Source organism: Streptomyces lasalocidi (assembly GCF_005280215.1).
Taxonomy (GTDB): domain Bacteria; phylum Actinomycetota; class Actinomycetes; order Streptomycetales; family Streptomycetaceae; genus Streptomyces; species Streptomyces longwoodensis.
In genome coordinates, this window is sequence record NZ_SZNQ01000001.1 from 6,498,831 (window position 1) to 6,517,864 (window position 19,034).

The 19,034-nt window shown below is 73.8% G+C and carries 13 protein-coding genes and 1 pseudogene; 12 read left to right on the forward strand and 2 right to left on the reverse strand.

The features are described from left to right. Positions 1-123 precede the first annotated feature (123 nt). The 4 genes from E4U91_RS29345 to E4U91_RS29360 all read left to right on the forward strand — a co-directional run bounded on the left by E4U91_RS29345 (position 124) and on the right by E4U91_RS29360 (position 5,286). Positions 124-966 (forward strand): nitrilase-related carbon-nitrogen hydrolase, encoded by an 843-nt coding sequence (locus E4U91_RS29345; RefSeq protein WP_067230305.1) that lies wholly within the window; start codon positions 124-126, stop codon positions 964-966. 175 nt (positions 967-1,141) lie between these two features. Beyond that, the gene (gene hydA, locus E4U91_RS29350; protein WP_137309591.1) at positions 1,142-2,545 is read left to right on the forward strand and encodes a dihydropyrimidinase; all 1,404 of its coding nucleotides are present in this window, start codon (positions 1,142-1,144) and stop codon (positions 2,543-2,545) included. A gap of 11 nt (positions 2,546-2,556) precedes the next feature. Continuing rightward, complete coding sequence (locus E4U91_RS29355; RefSeq protein WP_137309592.1) at positions 2,557-3,579, forward strand: TIGR03842 family LLM class F420-dependent oxidoreductase; 1,023 nt, start codon at positions 2,557-2,559, stop codon at positions 3,577-3,579. Between the two features lie 144 nt (positions 3,580-3,723). Beyond that, positions 3,724-5,286 (forward strand): NCS1 family nucleobase:cation symporter-1, encoded by a 1,563-nt coding sequence (locus E4U91_RS29360; RefSeq protein WP_168218188.1) that lies wholly within the window; start codon positions 3,724-3,726, stop codon positions 5,284-5,286. Between the two features lie 24 nt (positions 5,287-5,310). Here the strand turns inward: E4U91_RS29360 and E4U91_RS29365 are convergent, their stop codons facing one another. Both E4U91_RS29365 and E4U91_RS29370 read right to left on the reverse strand, forming a co-directional pair. Further along, complete coding sequence (locus E4U91_RS29365; RefSeq protein ID WP_137309594.1) at positions 5,311-6,018, reverse strand: hypothetical protein; 708 nt, start codon at positions 6,016-6,018, stop codon at positions 5,311-5,313. A gap of 152 nt (positions 6,019-6,170) precedes the next feature. Continuing rightward, positions 6,171-7,199: a carboxymuconolactone decarboxylase family protein gene (locus E4U91_RS29370; RefSeq protein ID WP_137309595.1), complete on the reverse strand. Its 1,029-nt coding sequence runs from the start codon at positions 7,197-7,199 to the stop codon at positions 6,171-6,173. Between the two features lie 167 nt (positions 7,200-7,366). On the opposite strand from E4U91_RS29370, the gene E4U91_RS29375 reads away from it, so the two are divergent. The 8 genes and pseudogenes from E4U91_RS29375 (at position 7,367) to E4U91_RS29410 (ending at position 19,010) form a co-directional block, all read left to right on the forward strand. Further along, positions 7,367-8,536: a sensor histidine kinase gene (locus E4U91_RS29375; protein WP_137309596.1), complete on the forward strand. Its 1,170-nt coding sequence runs from the start codon at positions 7,367-7,369 to the stop codon at positions 8,534-8,536. Continuing rightward, positions 8,533-9,204 carry a response regulator gene (locus tag E4U91_RS29380; protein ID WP_137309597.1) on the forward strand — a complete coding sequence of 224 codons (672 nt, stop codon included), beginning with the start codon at positions 8,533-8,535 and terminating at the stop codon, positions 9,202-9,204. The genes E4U91_RS29375 and E4U91_RS29380 overlap by 4 nt, the downstream gene beginning before the upstream one ends. Before the next feature lie 82 nt (positions 9,205-9,286). Next, positions 9,287-11,070: pseudogene (locus tag E4U91_RS29385) on the forward strand (gamma-glutamyltransferase family protein). Positions 11,071-11,201: 131 nt separating this feature from the next. Next, complete coding sequence (locus tag E4U91_RS29390) at positions 11,202-12,044, forward strand: inositol monophosphatase family protein (protein WP_137309598.1); 843 nt, start codon at positions 11,202-11,204, stop codon at positions 12,042-12,044. 137 nt (positions 12,045-12,181) lie between these two features. Next, positions 12,182-13,594, forward strand: a complete 1,413-nt coding sequence (locus E4U91_RS29395; protein ID WP_137309599.1) for a phytoene desaturase family protein — start codon at positions 12,182-12,184, stop codon at positions 13,592-13,594. Between the two features lie 160 nt (positions 13,595-13,754). Further along, positions 13,755-14,264, forward strand: a complete 510-nt coding sequence (locus tag E4U91_RS29400; RefSeq protein WP_137309600.1) for an O-acetyl-ADP-ribose deacetylase — start codon at positions 13,755-13,757, stop codon at positions 14,262-14,264. Between the two features lie 152 nt (positions 14,265-14,416). Next, positions 14,417-14,872 carry a hypothetical protein gene (locus E4U91_RS29405; RefSeq protein WP_137309601.1) on the forward strand — a complete coding sequence of 152 codons (456 nt, stop codon included), beginning with the start codon at positions 14,417-14,419 and terminating at the stop codon, positions 14,870-14,872. Positions 14,873-15,140: 268 nt separating this feature from the next. Then, positions 15,141-19,010: a glycoside hydrolase family 2 TIM barrel-domain containing protein gene (locus E4U91_RS29410; protein WP_137309602.1), complete on the forward strand. Its 3,870-nt coding sequence runs from the start codon at positions 15,141-15,143 to the stop codon at positions 19,008-19,010. The last annotated feature ends 24 nt before the right edge of the window (positions 19,011-19,034 follow it).

Below are 19,034 nucleotides of genomic sequence, written 5' to 3' on the forward strand. Positions count from 1 at the left end.
GCCCTCGCAAGCGTGACACGGTGACATGCCGCACGGGTGCGGACGTGACACGCTGCACCTCAAGGACGACCTCCCCGGTTCCTACGCTCCTTCAGCGAGCACACCGAGCGACCGGAGGTCCCGATGAGCAGAGTGATCCGCGCCGCCGTCTTCCAGACCGCGTGGACCGGCGACAAGGAGTCGATGATCGAGGTGCACGAGCAGGCCGTGCGCGACGCGGCCGCCCAGGGCGCCCAGGTGCTGTGCTTCCAAGAGCTGTTCTACGGACCGTACTTCTGCCAGGTCCAGGACCCGGCCTTCTACGCGTACGCCGAACGCGTCCCCGACGGGCCGGTCGTGGAGCGCTTCCGGGCCCTCGCTCGGGAGCACGGCATCGTCCTGGTCCTGCCGGTGTACGAGGAGGAGCAGCCCGGGGTCCTCTACAACACGGCCGCCGTGATCGACGCCGACGGCTCCTACCTCGGCAAGTACCGCAAGCACCACATCCCGCAGGTGCGGGGCTTCTGGGAGAAGTTCTACTTCAAGCCGGGCAACGCCGGCTGGCCCGTCTTCGACACCGCCGTCGGCAAGGTCGGTGTCTACATCTGCTACGACCGCCACTTCCCCGAGGGCTGGCGGGCGTTGGGCCTCGCGGGCGCCGAGATCGTGTTCAACCCGTCGGCCACCTCGCGCGGGCTGTCCCGCTACCTGTGGCAGCTGGAGCAGCCGGCGGCGGCCGCGGCCAACGAGTACTTCGTCGGCGCGATCAACCGGGTCGGCGTGGAGGACCTGGGCGACAACGACTTCTACGGCACGAGCTACTTCGTCGACCCGGAGGCCCAGTTCGTCGGCGAGGTCGCGAGCGACAAGGAGACCGAACTCGTCGTGCGCGACCTGGACCTGGGCAAGCTGCGCGAGGTGCGCGACCGCTGGCAGTTCTACCGGGACCGCCGCCCGGAGGCGTACGAGCCGCTGACCGCGCCGTAGCCGGGCTCGGCCGCGCAGATCGTCCCGGACGTCCCACGGAGCGCCCTTCCGGGCACCGCACCGGACATCCCCCCGCGTCCCCGACGGGCCGGGCGCCCGCGGGGACGCGGGGACCCCCCTCGCCCTCGTCCACACCCCCGCGTCCTGCCGACCCCGACCCAGCGGAGCGTCCCGCATGAGCAGCCGTACCGTGATCCGCGGTGGCCTCGTCGTCACCGCGTCCGACGAGATCCACGCCGACGTCCTGATCGAGGACGGCCGTGTCGCCGCCCTCGCCGCCTCCGGCACCCCGGCCGCCGCGGCCTGGACCGGCGACCGCGTCATCGACGCCACCGGGAAGTACGTGATCCCGGGTGGCGTCGACGTCCACACCCACATGGAGCTGCCGTTCGGCGGCACCTTCGCCTCCGACACCTTCGAGACCGGCACCCGGGCCGCCGCCTGGGGCGGCACCACCACCATCGTCGACTTCGCGGTGCAGGGCGTCGGCCGCTCCCTGCGCGAGGGCCTGGACGCCTGGCACGCCAAGGCGGAGGGCAACTGCGCGATCGACTACGGCTTCCACATGATCGTCTCCGACGTCAACCAGGAGACGCTGAAGGAGATGGACCTCCTGGTGGAGGAGGGCGTGACCAGCTTCAAGCAGTTCATGGCCTACCCGGGCGTCTTCTACTCCGACGACGGCCAGATCCTGCGCGCCATGCAGCGCTCCGCCGAGAACGGCGGCCTGATCATGATGCACGCCGAGAACGGCATCGCCATCGACGTGCTCGTGGAGCAGGCCCTGGCCCGCGGTGAGACCGACCCGCGCCACCACGGCGAGGTCCGCAAGGCCCTGCTGGAGGCCGAGGCGACCCACCGCGCCATCCGGCTCGCCCAGGTCGCGGGCGCTCCCCTGTACGTCGTGCACGTCTCGGCCATGGAGTCGGTCGCCGAGCTGGCGCGCGCCCGCGACGAGGGGCTGAACGTCTTCGGCGAGACCTGCCCGCAGTACCTGTTCCTGTCGACCGACAACCTCGCCGAACCGGACTTCGAGGGCGCCAAGTACGTGTGCTCCACGCCCCTTCGCCCCAGGGAGCACCAGGCCCGGCTGTGGCGGGGCCTGCGCACCAACGACCTCCAGGTGGTCTCCACCGACCACTGCCCCTTCTGCTTCGTGGGCCAGAAGGAGCTCGGCCGGGGCGACTTCTCCAAGATCCCCAACGGCCTGCCGGGCGTCGAGAACCGCATGGACCTGCTCCACCAGGCCGTCGTGGACGGGCACATCTCTCGGCGCCGCTGGATCGAGATCGCCTGCGCCACCCCGGCCCGCATGTTCGGCCTCTACCCGAAGAAGGGCACCCTGGCCCCGGGCGCCGACGCCGACGTCGTGATCTACGACCCGCACGCCGAGCAGGTGTTGTCCGCCGAGACCCACCACATGAACGTCGACTACTCGGCGTACGAGGGCAGGCGCGTCACCGGCCGCGTCGAGAGCGTCCTGTCGCGCGGTGAACTCGTCATCGACCAGCGGGAGTACACCGGACGCGCCGGCCACGGCGCCTACACCCCGCGTTCGACCTGTCAGTACCTCACCTAGGAGCGGCGCCCATGGACTTCGGACTCGTCCTGCAGACGGACCCGCCCGCATCGAGGGTCGTCGACCTCATGCGGCGGGCGGAACGCAACGGCTTCACGTACGGCTGGACCTTCGACTCCGCCGTGCTCTGGCAGGAGCCGTTCGTCATCTACAGCCAGATCCTCGCGCAGACCGAGCGGCTGACCGTCGGCCCGATGGTCACCAACCCGGGCACCCGCACCTGGGAGGTCACCGCCTCCACCTTCGCCACCCTGAACGACATGTTCGGCAACCGCACGGTGTGCGGCATCGGCCGCGGCGACTCCGCGATGCGCGTCGCGGGCCGCAAGCCCAACACCCTGGCCCGCATCAGCGAGGCCATGAAGGTCATCCGCGCCCTCGGCGGGGGCGAGGAGGTCGACCTCGGCGGCGGCACGGTCGTGCGGTTCCCGTGGATCAAGCCGGGCGCCCACCTGCCCGTGTGGATGGCGGCGTACGGCCCTAAGGCGCTGAAGATGACCGGTGAGGAGGCCGACGGGTTCATCCTCCAGCTCGCCGACCCCTACCTCACCGAGTACATGGTGAAGGCCGTCAAGGACGCGGCCGCGGCGGCCGGCCGCGACCCGTCCGAGGTCACCGTGTGCGTCGCCGCCCCCGCCTACGTCACCGCGGACGACTCGCCCGGGGCGCTCGCCCACGCCCGTGAGCAGTGCCGGTGGTTCGGCGGGATGGTCGGCAACCACGTCGCCGACCTGGTCGCCAAGTACGGCGAGCACTCGGCGGCCGTCCCCGACGAACTCACCGACTACATCAAGGCCCGCCAGGGCTACGACTACGCCCACCACGGCCGCAGCGGCAACCCGGACACCCGGTTCGTGCCCGACGAGATCGTCGACCGGTTCTGCCTGATCGGCCCCGTCGACCGGCACGTCGAGAAGCTGAGGGCCCTGCGCGACCTGGGCGTCGACCAGTTCGCCGTCTACGACATGCACGACGCGCAGGAGGCGGTCATCGACGCCTACGGCGCCGAGGTGATCCCGGCCCTGCGCGCCTGACCACCCGTCACCCTGCTGTCCGACCCCCACTGTTGGTCTCCCCTTCCCGTCCCGTGGCGGGAAGGGGGCACAGGGCGCTCCCCACGCGCGCACCCCCTCACGCCCGCACGGCCTCTCCCGTCCCACCTCCTGATTGGCCTGCCCATGACCGACACCGCTGCCACGGCGATACCGCCGTCCGCACAGGTCACCCTTTCCGACGGCCGGGTGGAGCTCGCCCCCGGCACCCCGCCGCCCAGCGGCCCCTACGCCAACGACGACCTGCTCCCGGTCCCCGTCGACAAGCGCACCTGGACCACGTACAACTTCTCCGCGCTGTGGGTCGGCATGGCCCACAACACGGCCTCCTGGACGCTGGCCTCCGGGCTCATCGCGGTCGGCATGGACTGGAAGCAGGCGGTGTTCACCATCGCCCTCGCCAACGTGATCGTCCTGGTGCCGATGCTGCTCACCGGCCACGCCGGACCCAAGTACGGCATCCCCTTCCCGGTGTTCGCCCGGGCCTCCTTCGGCGTGCGCGGCGCCAACCTGCCCGCCATCGTGCGGGCGTTGGTGGCGTGCGGCTGGTTCGGCATCCAGACCTGGATCGGCGGCGAGGCGATCTACTTCCTCGCCGGCAAGCTGATCGGCGACAGCTGGGCCGACGCGGGCCGGATCGGCGGCTACGCATGGACGATGTGGCTGTCGTTCGCACTCTTCTGGGCGCTCCAAGTGGCCATCATCCACCGGGGAATGGAGACGATCCGCCGCTTCGAGAACTGGGCGGCGCCCTTCGTCCTGGTCGGCGCGTTCGTGATGCTTTGGTGGATGAGCGCCGAGGCCGGCGGCCTCGGCCCGCTCTTCGACCAGCCCTCCCGGCTCGGCTGGGGCGGTGACTTCTGGAAGCTGTTCTGGCCGTCGCTGATGGGCATGATCGGCTTCTGGTCGACGCTCTCGCTGAACATCCCCGACTTCACCCGCTACGGCCGGAGCCAGAAGGCGCAGACCCGCGGCCAAGCCCTCGGCCTGCCGACCACGATGACGCTGTTCGCCTTCCTGTCGGTGCTCGTCACCTCCGGCTCCCAGGCCGTCTACGGCGAACCCGTCTGGGACCCGGTGCAACTGGCCGCCAAGACCGACAACGTGGTGGGCCTGCTGTACGCGCTGGTGACCGTCCTGGTGGCGACGCTCTCCGTGAACATCGCGGCCAACCTGGTCTCACCGGCCTTCGACTTCTCCAACGTCGCGCCCCGCAAGGTGAGTTTCCGCGCCGGCGCGCTCGTCACCTCCGTGCTCGCGGTGCTGATCTGCCCGTGGAAGCTGTACTCCGACCCGCAGGGCTACATCTTCACCTGGCTCGGCCTGGTCGGCGGCCTGCTCGGCACCGTCGCCGGCATCCTCATCGCCGACTACTGGCTGCTGCGCCGCGCCCGTCTGCACCTGGCCGACCTGTACCGCGCCGGCGGCCGCTACTGGTACGCGGGCGGCTGGAACTGGCGGGCCGTCGTCGCCTTCGTGGTGGGCGGCGTCCTCGCGATCGGCGGCGCCAGCTTCGAGCCGCTGGTCGACGGCCGCCCGATTCCGGCACTCGAACCGCTCGCCGACTACGGCTGGGCGGTGGGCCTGGGCACGTCGATGGCCCTGTACCTGCTCCTGATGCTGCCGCGCGCGTCCCGCGAACGGGAACCGGCGCCGACGGACGCGACGAACGCGGCGGAGGCGCCGTAGCGGTCAGCGGTCAGCGGTCGGCTGTCAGCTGTCGGTGGCGGGCGGTGTGCTGCTGCCCGCCGCCGCCCCCGCGCCGCTCCTGAGCGCGGCCACGGCGTCCTTCGCCGCCTTGATCGCACCCTTGTTGATCTCGTCCGTGCTCGGCGCCTTCTTCGACTCGAAGTCGCTGCCGTTGTACGTGATGACGACCAGCGCGTTGGCCGCGCGCACGATCACCACGCCCTCCCGGGTCTGCTGCTTGTCCTCGGTCGTCAGGTTCACCACCGAGTAGGCCTCGTCGCCGAGGCCCGGCACCGCCCCGCCGCCGCTCTTCTCGGCGGTCCGGTCCCGGTACGAGCCGGCCGCCGCGTCGTCCGAGCCCATGATCTCGAAGGAGACGTCCAGCCAGCGGTAGTCGTACTCCTTGAGCGCGTTCCACGAGCAGGTGCGGCGCAGGTCCGCGTCGGTCGACGGTATCTCCTTGCCGGCCGTCTTCGCCCCCGGGACCAGCGCGGACACCGTCTTCACGGCGACGCTCCCGCAGGGCGGGGGAGCGGCGGCGTACGTCTTCGGTGCGGCCGTCGAGGAGGAGGGCGCGGACGACGACTGCGCCTGCGGTCCGCCCGCGTCCCGGGCCCCGGTGTCCTTCGCCGGGGCGAGCGGCCCCGAGGACAGGGCCCAGCCCATGCAGGCGAGTACGGCCACCGGTGACAGGCGCGCGGTCAGGGCGAGCGGCAGGGGGAGAGAACGCACGGCGCACTTCTTCGTGGGGGAGGGTGCGGAGCCAGTCCACACTGCGGACAGGTGGACGCCAGTGAAGCACGACTGACCGGGGCGCGGAAGGGTCACCTCGCTCCGTGCCCGCACGGTCACGGCCCCCCGCCCCTGACGGGCTGTCTGTCCGGTTATGTCGCGGGGAACGTCGGGGCCGGGGAGCGGCCGAAGGTGCGGCCGAAGACCGATTCCAGCCGGTCCACCGCGAGGAAGGCCCCGAAGGACACGAGGCGCACCAGGGAGTCGTCGGTGTGCCCCGGCCGCCGCCAGGCCGCCACGTCCTCGTCCGTGATCCGGTACGGCGCGAGCGCCGCCAGCAGCGCGAGGCGCGCCCCCGGCCGCTCCCGCCGATCCGGGAACCCCGGCGAGGCGAGCGGCGGGTGCGACCCGTCCCAGGCGTGCAGGACCTCCTCCACGAGGTCCTGGTCGTCGGTGTCCAGCAGGCCCGCCCCCGCCATGGCCGCCCGCAGCAGCGCCGCGTACGCCAGGCCGACGGGGGTGCCGCCCGCCCACGCGGGGGCTTCGCCCGGGTCGGGCCCGTCGAGCAGCGCCAGGGCGTCGCCCGGCGGGGCGGTGCGGCGCACGGTCCGCGCCAGCGCCCGCCCGCCGAGGCTGCGCACCGGCCGCAGCCGCTGGGCGCCGCCCGGCAGCAGACTCTCGCCGACCAGGGCGGAGACGACGCGGTTGATGAAGTGGAAGGCCAGCGCCGTGCCGAGGTACCCGGGCAGGTCCGCGCGCGGGAAGGGGTACGGCCCGTCCTCGAGGGCGCCCGGCACCCGGGACCGCTCGCCCCACTCCAGCACGCGCGCGTGTGCCTCGTCGGCGGGGCGGTCCCCGCGGGCCAGGCGTTCGGCGAGGGCGTGGTCGCCGGTGGCGTGCAGCAGCATGGTGTGCGCGTCGACGCAGAACGGGCACCGGTTGGCGAGGGACACCCCGAGCGCCACCAGTTCCTTGCCCGTGCGGTCCCCGGGGCCCGCGATCAGCGACTCGCGCATCAACGCCCATGCTCCGGTGAGCAGTTCGGGGGTCGATGAAAGCACGACGAAGGTGTCCGGGGCCCGCATGCCGAAGTCGCGGGCCAGTTGCCCGTACACCTCGGCGACGCGGCCCGTGGCCGCCCGGGGAGACGGGGGTGCGGTGAAACGGAAGCGTGTGGACATGGACCACAGCCTGCGCCCCGGGGGTGGCCCGGGTCGTCGTACGGCCGGAGTGGATCGGCGCTGCTGCGGGGGAGGCCGGGACGGCGCCGGCTACTTCGCCGGGAGTAGTCCGGGAGCCGTCCCCAGGTCGGACGCCGCCCCCGCCGACGGCCCCTAGGGTGGGCATCATGGGCGGGCTTCGGACGAGGAAGGTCACGGGCAGGACGAGGGAGCGGATCACCGACGCGTCCCTCGCCGTCGTGGTGGGCGCGCTGACCATCGGCGTCGCCGCGGCCGACCCCGGCACCACGGCCCTCGACGTCGTCCTGCTCGCCGTCGCCTGCGCCGCGCTGGCCCGCTACCGGACCGCCCCCCGCGCCGTGCTGGCCGTCGCCACCGCCGCCGGCACCGCCCACGTCCTGCACGCCCACCCCGGCCCGTCGGCCGCCCTGCCCGTCCTCGGCGCCGTGCACACCGCGGCCCGGGCCGGACACCGGGGCCTGGCGGCCCTCGCGGGCGCGGTGTTCCTCGCGGGCTGCGTCGCGACCGGCCCCGGCACGCACGCGGTGCTCGAACGCACCGCGCTGCTGGCGGGCTGGTTCCTGTGCGCCGTCGTCACCGGCCTCGCCGACCGCAACTGGCAGGCCTACCTGCGCCAGACGGAACAGCGCGCGATGGAGGCCGAACGCACCCGCGAGGAAGCCGCCCTGCGCCGCGCCGGGGAGGAACGGCTGCGCATCGCCCGCGAGTTGCACGACTCGCTCACCCACAGCATCTCCATCGTCAAGCTCCAGGCCGGGGTCGCCGTGCACCTGGCCCGCAAGCGCGGCGACGAGGTGCCCGCCCCGCTGCTAGCCATCCAGGAGGCGAGCGGTGAGGCGATGCGCGAACTGCGCGCCACCCTGGAGGTGTTGCGCACCGACGAGCCGAGCGGGTCGCCCGCGCTGCTCGTGGAGCGGGCCCGCGCCGCCGGACTCGCGGCCGCACTGACCGTGACCGGCAGGGAACGCCCCCTGCGCGCCCCGGTGGAGCGGGCCGCGTACCGGATCGTCCAGGAGGCGCTGACCAACGCCGCCCGTCACGCCGGGTCCGCCGAGGTCGCCGTGCACCTCGCCTACCACGACGACCGGTTGACGGTCCGCGTCGAGGACGACGGCGTCGCCGACCCGGACCGCCCGCCGGTCCCCGGGATCGGCCTGACCGGCATGCGCGAGCGGGTCACGGCCCTCGGCGGCACCCTGGAGGCGGCGCCCCGCGCGGGCGGCGGCTTCCGGGTGCACGCCGAACTGCCCCTGGACGGCGGGGAGGAGGGGGTGCCGGACGACCGGCGCCCCGCCCCGGCCGAGGTCCCGCGGTGATCAGGGTCGCCCTCGTCGACGACCAGGCGCTGATGCGCGCGGGCTTCCGCGCCCTGCTGGACGCCGAGGACGGCATCGAGGTGGTCGGCGAGGCCGCCGACGGACGGGCCGGCCTGGACCTGGTCCGCGCCGCCGTGCCCGACGTCGCGCTCATCGACGTGCAGATGCCGGTGATGACGGGCATCGAGGCGACCCGCCGGATCGCCGCCGACCCCGCGCTGGCCGGCGTGCGGGTCGTCATCCTCACCAACTACGGCCTCGACGAGTACGTCTTCGATGCCCTGCGCGCGGGCGCGAGCGGCTTCCTGCTGAAGGACACCGAGCCGGCCGACCTGCTCCAGGCGATCGAGGTCGTCGCGCGCGGCGAGGCCCTGCTGTCCCCGGCTGTCACCCGCACCCTCATCGGGGAGTTCGTCTCCCGGCCCCCCGACCGCGCCGACGCCCCCGGCCTGGAGTGCCTCACCCGCCGTGAACGGGAGGTCACCGCGCTGGCCGCGCGTGGCCTGACCAACGAGGAGATCGCCGCCCACATGGTCATCAGCCCCCTGACGGCCAAGACCCACATCAGCCGCGCCATGACCAAGCTGGGCGCCCGCGACCGCGCCCAACTGGTCGTCTTCGCCTACGAGTCGGGGCTGGTCACCGCGCGCGGCCGGGCCGGCACCTGAGACCCGGCGGGCCCGCGCGGGCCGGGTAGCCTGACCGGCGACCGGTCCGGCCGACGCACGACCACAGCGAGGTGACAGCCCCGTGTTCACCACCCGCCCCACGCTCCAGGGCACCCACGGCATGGTCTCGTCCACGCACTGGCTGGCCTCCCAGTCGGCGATGGCCGTGCTGGAGGACGGCGGCAACGCCTACGACGCCGTGGTGGCCGGCGCGTTCGTGCTGCACGTCGTCGAGCCGCACCTGAACGGCCCGGCCGGTGAGGTGCCGATCCTGCTCGCCCCCGCCGGCGGCCAGGTGCGGGTGCTGTGCGGGCAGGGCGTCGCACCGGCCGGGGCGAGCGTCGCCCACTACCGCGGCCTGGGCCTCGACCTGGTGCCCGGCACCGGGCCGCTCGCAGCCGCCGTGCCGGGCGCCTTCGACGCCTGGATGGTCCTGCTGCGCGACCACGGCACCTGCTCCCTGGACGACGTCTTGAAGTACGCCGTCGGCTACGCCGAGCACGGCCACGCGCCCGTGGAGAACCTCGGCGCCACCGTCGAGACCGTCCGCGAGCTGTTCGAGACCGAGTGGACGTCGTCCGCCGAGCTGTACCTGCCCGGTGGACGGGCCCCCGGCCCGGACAACTGCTGCGCAACCCCGCCCTCGCCGCCACCTGGCGCAGGCTGCTCGCCGAGACCGCGGGCGCCGGGGACCGCGAGGCGCGCATCGAGGCCGCGCGGGAGGTGTGGCGGTCCGGGTTCATCGCCGAGGCACTGGTCCGCCAGGCCGGGCGGCCCACCCTCGACACCAGCGGCACCCGGCACACCGGCACGCTCACCGCCGACGACCTCGCCGGCTGGTCCGCGACCTACGAGACGCCGGCGACGTACGACTGGAACGGCTGGACCGTGTGCAAGGCCGGGCCCTGGAGCCAGGGACCCGCGCTCCTGCAGCAACTGGCGCTGCTGCCCGGCGAGCTGCCCGAGCGCGGCAGCGCGGACTACGTCCACCTGCTGGTCGAGGGCTGCAAGCTCGCCATGGCCGACCGGGAGGCCTGGTACGGCGACGCGGCGCCGGTGCCGCTGGCCGAGCTGCTGTCGCGGGAGTACAACGCCGGGCGGCGGGGCCTGGTCGGCGCCGGGGCGTCGCTGGAGCTGCGGCCCGGCAGCCCCGGCGGGCGGGCGCCCCGGCTGAGCGCGCACGCGCACGTGGTGGCCGACGACGACCCCGGCTTCAGCCCCATGGGCGTCGGCGAGCCCACGGTCGCCCGCGACGGGCGCGTGGCGGGGGACACCTGCCACATCGACGTCGTCGACCGCTGGGGCAACCTGGTCGCCGCCACCCCCAGCGGCGGCTGGCTCCAGTCCAACCCCGTCGTGCCCGAACTGGGCTTCCCGCTCGGCACCCGGCTGCAGATGACCTGGCTGGAGGACGGCCTGCCGAACTCCCTCACCCCCCGCCGCCGCCCCCGCACCACCCTCACCCCCTCGATCGCCCTGGGCGACGGGGTGCCGGTGCTGGCGTTCGGCACGCCCGGCGGCGACCAGCAGGACCAGTGGCAGCTGCACTTCTTCCTGGAGGTCGCCCGGCGCGCGCCCGTGCGCGGGGGACTCGACCTCCAGGGCGCGATCGACGCACCGAACTGGCACACCGACGGCTTCCCCGGCTCGTTCTACCCGCGCGGGATGCGGCCCGGCAGCCTCACCGTCGAGTCCCGCACGCCCGCCGCCGTCGTCGAGGAGCTGCGGCGGCGCGGCCACCGGGTGACCGTCGGGCCCCCCTGGTCCGAGGGCCGCCTGTGCGCGGTCGCCCGCGACCCCGAGAGCGGTGTCCTGTCGGCGGCGGCGAACCCGCGGGGCATGCAGGGGTACGCGGTCGGGCGCTGAGCGCGGTCCTCCGGGGCGCCGGGTGCCTGCCCGGACCGCCGGTACGCGCCGAAGACGTGAGTTCATGCGCTTTCCACCCGGTGTACACGGGCCCGGCGGGGATTGTCAGTGGGCCGTGTTCTCATGGAGGCATGATCGTGAACACGGAAACCATCGACGAGTTTCTCGCCCGCCGTTCCGCCGACGTCGAGGACGCCGTCCGCACGGCGGCCGAGACCGAGATCCTGCCCCGGTTCCGGCACCTCGCGCAGCACGAGGTCGACCAGAAGACCGGCCCGCACGACCTGGTGACGGACGCCGACCGCAACGCCGAGCTGTACCTGACCGGAGTGCTCGGCGCCCTGCTGCCCGGCTCGATCGTCGTCGGCGAGGAGGCGGTCCACGCCGACCCCGCCGTCTACGCCGCGATCCAGGGCGACGCGCCCGTCTGGATCGTCGACCCGGTCGACGGCACCCGCCAGTTCGTGCACGGCGACGACGGCTTCTGCACCCTGGTCGCGCTGGCCCGGCACGGCGAGCTGCTCGCCTCCTGGACCTACGCCCCGGCCCGCGCCCAGCTGGCCACCGCCGTGCGGGGCGCCGGCGCCTTCCTGAACGGCGAGCGGCTGCACGCGGATCCGCCCGCGGCCGGCCGCGATCTGGAGGTGGCCACCTCCCACCCCGACTTCACCACCCAAGAGCAGAAGCGCGCCCTGCTCGGCCTGCGGACCGACGGCGTGGCACCCCGCCCCTGCGGCTCGGCCGGCCTGGAATACCTCGCCGTCGCCCGGGGTCTGCTGGACGCCACCGTGTTCTCCTGGGAGGCCGCCTGGGACCACGCGGCCGGCCTGCTGCTCGTCGAGGAGGCGGGCGGCGCCCACCTCACCCTCACCGGCGAGCCCTTCCGCATCACCGGCGGCAACGCCCTGCCGTTCACCACGGCCCGCGACGAGGCCACGGCCCGCCGGATACGGGGACTGCTGACGACGTCCTGAGGCGTCGGCCGTCCGCTCCCCACCCCGCACGCGGACGCGCGCGCCGTTCGCCCCCCGCCCCGCCGGTGCCGTTCCGACCCCGGCATATCCTGATCCCTCAGAGGCCACCGGCTGACGAAGGGGTCCAAGTGCCGTCGATGCTCGATGCGGTCGTGGTGGGAGCGGGGCCGAACGGACTGACCGCTGCCGTGGAGCTGGCCCGCCGTGGATTCTCGGTGGCCCTCTTCGAGGCGCGCGACACCGTGGGCGGGGGAGCCCGCACCGAGGAACTCACCCTGCCGGGCTTCCGGCACGACCCGTGCTCGGCCGCCCACCCCCTCGCGGTCAACTCGCCCGCGTTCCGCGCGATGCCGCTGGAGCGGTACGGCCTGCGGTGGCTGCACGCCGAGCTGCCCATGGCGCACCCCTTCCCGGACGGCACGGCCGCCGTGCTGGCCCGCTCGGTCGCCGAGACGGCCGCCTCCTTCGGCCCGCGCGACGCGGGGGCGTACCGCAGGCTGGTCGAGCCGTTCCTCGCCAAGTGGGACACGCTGGCCCGGGACTTCATGGCCCTGCCCTCCAGCGGGCTGCCCCGCGACCCGCTGACCCTCGCCCGCTTCGGCCTCGCCGGCCTGCCCCCGTCGACCTGGCTGACCAGCCGGTTCCGCGACGAGCGGGCCCGGACCCTGTTCGCGGGTCTGGTCGCCCACGTCATGGCCCCGCTGAACGGCTTCGCCACCGGCGCCGTCGGCCTGGTCTTCGCGCTGTCCGCGCACGCCCGCGGCTGGCCCCTCGCCCGCGGCGGCTCCCAGGCGATCTCCGACGCCCTCGCCGCCTACCTGACGGACCTCGGCGGCAGCATCCACACGGACTACGAGGTCAAGCGCCTCGACGACCTGCCCCCGGCCCGCGCCTACGTCTTCGACACCTCGCCCACCGCACTCGCCCGGATCGCCGGGTTCGGCCGGTACTACGACCGGTTCCGGTACGGCCCCGCCGCCTTCAAGGTCGACTACGCCCTCGACGGCCCCGTCCCCTGGACCGCGCCCGAGGCGCGCGCCGCGGGCACCGTGCAGATCGGCGCGAACAGCGCGGAGATCGGCGCCGCCCTGCGCGCCGCGTCCAGCGAGGGCCGCGCTCCCGACCGGCCGTTCATGATCACCGTGCAGCCCAGCGTCGTGGACCCCACCCGCGCCCCCGAGGGCAAGCACGTGTTCTGGGCGTACGGCCACGTGCCCAACGGCTGGACCGGCGACCTCACCGACGCCCTGGAGGCCCAACTGGAGCGGTTCGCGCCGGGGTTCCGGGACCGCGTCCTCGCCCGCGCCACCGCCGGCCCCGCCGAACTCGCCGCCCGCAACGCCAACTACGTCGGCGGCGACATCGCCTCCGGCGCGGCGTCCGGACTCCAGCTGCTGCTGCGCCCCAAGCTGTCCCTCTTCCCGTACGGCACCCCGCACCCGGCCGTCTTCCTCTGCTCCTCGGCCACCCCGCCGGGCCCCGGAGTGCACGGCATGTCCGGGCACAACGCGGCCAAGGCGGTGTGGCGGCACCTGCGCCGGCAGGGCTGACGACACCACCACGGCGGCCCCGACAAGGCCCGAGCGGCGCCAGGAGAGCCTGGGCCGCCAGGAAGCCCGAGCGGCCCCGAGGAAGCCCGAGCGGCCTCAGGCATCCCGGGGGTCCAAGAAAGCCCGGGCGTTCCCGGGCGCCGCGGGCTACAAAGGGCCCATGACCACCCTCACCCTCGTCCAGGGCGACATCACCCGGCAGTCCGTGGACGCGATCGTCAACGCGGCCAACTCCTCCCTGCTCGGCGGCGGAGGCGTCGACGGCGCCATCCACCGCCGCGGCGGCCCCGACATCCTCGCGGAGTGCCGTCGGCTGCGCGCCTCCCGCTACGGCCGGGGCCTGCCCACCGGCCGGGCGGTCGCCACCACCGCCGGGAACCTGGACGCGCGCTGGGTGATCCACACCGTCGGCCCCGTCTGGTCGGACACCGAGGACCGCTCGGGGCTGCTGGCCTCCTGCTACCGCGAGTCCCTGCGCGTCGCCGACGAGCTGGGCGCCCGCACGGTGGCGTTCCCGGCCATTTCCACCGGCGTCTACGGCTGGCCGCTGGACGACGGGGCCCGGATCGCCGTCGGGACGGTACGGGCCACGGACACGGCCGTCGAGGAGATCCGCTTCGTCCTCTTCGACCAGCGGGCCCACGACGCGTTCGCCCGGCAGGCCGGCTGACGGCGGCGGACCGGACACGCCAAGACGCACGCTCCTTCACTCGAAAGCCTGGTGAGGCCCGGTCGGCCCGGCCGACGGGGCTCCCGCCGCTGTAGGACGGAGGACGGCGTCCACCGGGGCGCCGACCGCACCCCGTCCGAAGGAGTACCCGCATGCTGAAACGCACGGGAGCCGTCGTGGCCGCCGCCGCCGTGGCCGCGCTCGCCCTCCCCGCCGACGCCCACGCCGCCGCCGTCGCCTGCGGCGGGACCGTCTCGACCCAGGGCGTCTCCGGCAACGGCTGCATCAGCGCGGACCGGTGGAAGGACGGCCGCGTCTTCTTCCGCACCATCACCGCGCACACGGTCCTGACGAACAGCCGCCCGCACGCCACCGGGGTCGAGTACGAGGCGTACTTCCGCGTCGTCTCGGGCGGTCACTGGGTGAAGATCGGCAACGGGCGCACCGTCGTCCAGCGACGGTCCACGGTCGGTCCGCTCGCCATCGGCTCCACGGACCGCGTCTGCGGCCCGGTCAACGTGAAGGTCCAGATCCGCGTGCACATCAGGCCCGCGGGGGGCGCCTGGTCCAACTGGAGCAGCGCCGCGACCTCCCAGTGCCAGACCTGACGCCGCCGGACCCCCACTCCAGCGCCCCCGCCTCCGTGACCAGGAGGACGGGGGCGCTCGTGCGTGCGGCGGCCCCAAGACGCGGTGGCGCGCACAGAGTTGAAATCAGGTCAGGTCGGCGCGTTGATGGTCGTTTCATCAACACAATCGGACAAGATCTGACCTGCCGCACTCTGCACTCCCGGACGCACGCACCCCCGCACTCCGCACCCCCGCATACCGCACCCCCGCACCCGCCGCACTGTCCGCCCCGAGGAAGGCCACGGTCATGCCGCACCCCCACGTGTCACCCGTGCACCGTTCCGTCAGCCGCCGCCGTCTGCTGGAGGGGTCCGCCGCCGTGCTCGGCGCCCTCGCCCTGTCCGCGCCGACCGGCGGCCGGCCCGCCCGGGCGGCGGAGCCCGGCCCCGAGTGGAACGGCCGCATCGACCTCTTCCGGGTCGGCACCCAGCCCCCGCACACCACCCTCATGCCCTACGCCGACCTCGCCCAGGCCCTGGCCGCCGACCGCACCCGCTCGCCGTACCGCCTGAGCCTGGACGGCACGTGGAAGTTCGCCCACGCCGACCGCCCCGACGACCGCGACCCCGACTTCCACCGCACCGACCTCGACGACTCCGGCTGGGACACGATCCCGGTCCCCTCGGCCTGGCAGCTGCACGGCTACGACCGCCCGATCTACGTCAACATCACCTACCCCTGGTGGGGCCCCAACGGCCTGGGCGAGAACGCCCAGCCGCCCGCCGCGCCGACCCGCTTCAACCCCGTCGGCCAGTACCGGCGCACCTTCACCGTGCCCCGCGGCTGGGCGGGGCGGCGGACGTTCCTGCACTTCGAGGGCGTGAAGTCGGCGCACTACGTGTGGATCAACGGCACCCTGGTCGGCTACAGCGAGGACTCCTACACGCCCGCCGAGTACGACATCACCGCCCACCTCAGGCCGGGCACCAACCGGATCGCCGTCGAGGTGTACCGCTTCTCCGACGGCGACTGGCTGGAGGACCAGGACATGATCCGGCTGAGCGGCATCTTCCGCTCGGTCCACCTCTACTCCACCCCCGCCGTGCACCTGCGCGACTTCCGGCTGCGGACCCCCCTCGGCGACGACCACACCTCCGCCGAGCTGGAGGTCACCGCGCACGTGCGCGACTACGGCGGCCACGGCGCCGGCCGGTACACCGTCGAGACCCAGCTCTACGACGCGCGGGGCCACGCCGTGTGGCCGCGCCCGCTCCAGCAGTCCCTCGACGTCGCGAACGGCGCCGAGGCCACCGCCGAAGCGGCCCGCGCCGTCCCCGCGCCCCGACTCTGGTCGGCCGAGGACCCGTACCTCTACACCGCCGTGCTCCAGCTGCGCGACCCGGCGGGCCGGGTGACCGAGACGCTCTCGCACCGCGTCGGCCTGCGCGAGTTCGCCCTGAAGGACGGACTGATGCGCATCAACGGCAAGCCGGTCTCCTTCCGCGGCACCAACCGCCACGAGATGCACCCCGAACGCGGCTCGGCCCTCACCCGGGCGGACCTGGTGAAGGACATCACGCTCATCAAGCGCCTGAACATCAACAGCGTCCGCACCTCGCACTACCCCAACAACCCGCTGTGGCTCGAACTCGCCGACGAGTACGGGCTGTACCTGGTCGACGAGACCAACCTGGAGACCCACGGCATCCGCGGCGAGTACCCCGGCGACCACGAGGAGTGGACCCGCGCGTGCGTGGCCCGCGCCCAGAACATGGTGCACCGCGACAAGAACCACGCCTCGGTCGTCATCTGGTCGCTCGGCAACGAGGCCGGCGGCGGCAGCACCTTCACCGCCATGCACGACTGGATCCGCTCCTACGACCCGACCCGCGTCATCCAGTACGAGGGCGACGACCGCCCCGGCATCAGCGACATCCGCTCCGAGATGTACGACACCCCCGCCCGCGTCGAGGCCCGCGCCCAGGACACCGCCGACACCCGCCCGTACGTGATGATCGAGTACTCCCACGCGATGGGGAACTCCAACGGCAACTTCAAGACGTACTGGGACGTCGTGCGCCGCCACGACGTGCTCCAGGGCGGCTGGATCTGGGACTTCGTCGACCAGGCCCTCAGCTGGCCGACGCCCACCCGCAAGCTGCTCACCGAGAGCGGCCCGGCCCGGCTGCGCGGCGAGGTCATGGCCCCCAGCGGCGGCTTCGACCGGCACCGGGGCGTCTTCGGCGGCACCGTCTTCGCCCGCGACCCGCGGCTGGACCTCACCGGGTCCCTCACCCTGGAGGCCTGGGTCACCCCGCACGTCACCGGCTACCACCAGCCGATCCTCGCCAAGGGCGACACCCAGTACGCGCTGAAGCAGACGAACGGGACGCTGGAGTTCTTCATCCACGGCGACGGTCAGTGGATCACCGCCGGCTGGACGCTGCCCGACGACTGGACCGGCAGGGAGCACCACGTCGCCGGGGTCTTCGACGCGGACGCGGGCACGCTCACCCTGCACGTCGACGGCGTGGTGCGCGCCACCCGCGCGACCACCCGGCGGCCCGGCAGCACCACCGCCCCGCTCGCGCTGGCCACCGACGTCGACAACCCCACCCGGGAGTTCAGCGGCACGATCCGCGCGGCCCGCGTGTACGCCCGCGCGCTCGGCGCCGCCGAACTGGCCTCCGACCGCCGCGGCCCCGGCGACGACGGGGTGCGCTTCTGGTTCGACGCCGCCACGGTCCGGTTCACCGAGAAGCGGCCCCGCGCGAAGACCTTCTACGCCTACGGCGGCGACTGGGGCGACAACCCCAACGACGGCGCCTTCTCCGGCGACGGCATCGTCACCGCCGACCGCGGCCACACCGGCAAGGCCGCGGAGGTCAAGCAGGTCTACCAGGCGATCCACGCCACCCCCGCCGCGGGCGGCCCCGGCGCGGTCCGGCTCACCAACGAGTACCTGTTCACCAACCTCCGCCGGTTCGACAGCCGGTGGTCCCTCGTCGCCGACGGCAAGGTCGTCCAGCGCGGCAGCCTCACCCGCGAGCAGCTGGACGTCGCCCCGCTGTCCCACAAGGACGTCACGCTGCCCGTACGGCTGCCGCGCGACGCGAAGCCCGGCACCGAGTACTTCCTCCAGCTGTCCTTCACCACCAAGCAGGCCACCCCCTGGGCGAAGGCCGGGTTCGAGGTGGCCAAGCAGCAACTCCCGCTCGACGCGCGCGTCCCGGCCGTGACCCCCGTACCGCTGAACAGCGTCCCGGCGCTGCGCCACGAGGACCGGGAGAAGACCGTCACGGTCACCGGCCGGGGCTTCTCGGTGGTCATCGACAAGCGCGGCGGCACCCTCGCGTCGTACGAGGCGGGCGGCCGCCGGCTGGTCACCTCGGGCCCGGTGCCCAACTTCTGGCGGGCGCCGACCGACAACGACCGGGGCAACGGCCAGCACACCCGCAACCAGACCTGGCGGGACGCCGGAGCGGCCCGCACCGTCACCGGCGTCCGGGTCGGCCCGCTGGGCGACCGGGCCGTACGGGTCGAGGTGACCGGCACCCTGCCCACCACCGTCGCGTCCGCCTGGTCCACCACGTACACCGTCTTCGGCAACGGCGAGATCAAGGTCGACCACACCCTGCACCCGGGCGCCGGCCTGCCCTACCTCCCCGAGGTCGGTGCCCTGCTGTTCCTGCCGCGCCGCCTGGACCACCTGCACTACTACGGGCGCGGCCCCGAGGAGAACCACTGGGACCGCAACAACGGCACCGACGTGGGCCTGTACTCCGGCACCGTCGCCGCCCAGTGGAGCCCCTACCTGCGCCCGCAGGAGAACGGCAACAAGACCGACGTGCGCTGGGCGGCGCTGACCGACGCCGACGGACGGGGCCTGCTCGTCAGCGGCGAGCCGCTGCTGGAGGTCAACGCCTCCCACTTCACCCCGGAGGACCTCTCGGTCGGCGCCCGCCACGACTACCAGCTCACCCCCCGCGACGCGGTCGTGCTCCGGGTGAACCACCGGCAGATGGGCGTCGGCGGCGACAACAGCTGGGGCGCCCACACCCACGACGAGTACAAGCTGTTCGCCGACCGCACCTACGCCTACACCTACCGACTGCGGCCGCTGACGGACCTGGCGGACGCCATGGCGGCCTCGCGCAGGCCTACCGCGGCGCGGTAGCGCGAGGGCGCCGGGAACAGCGGG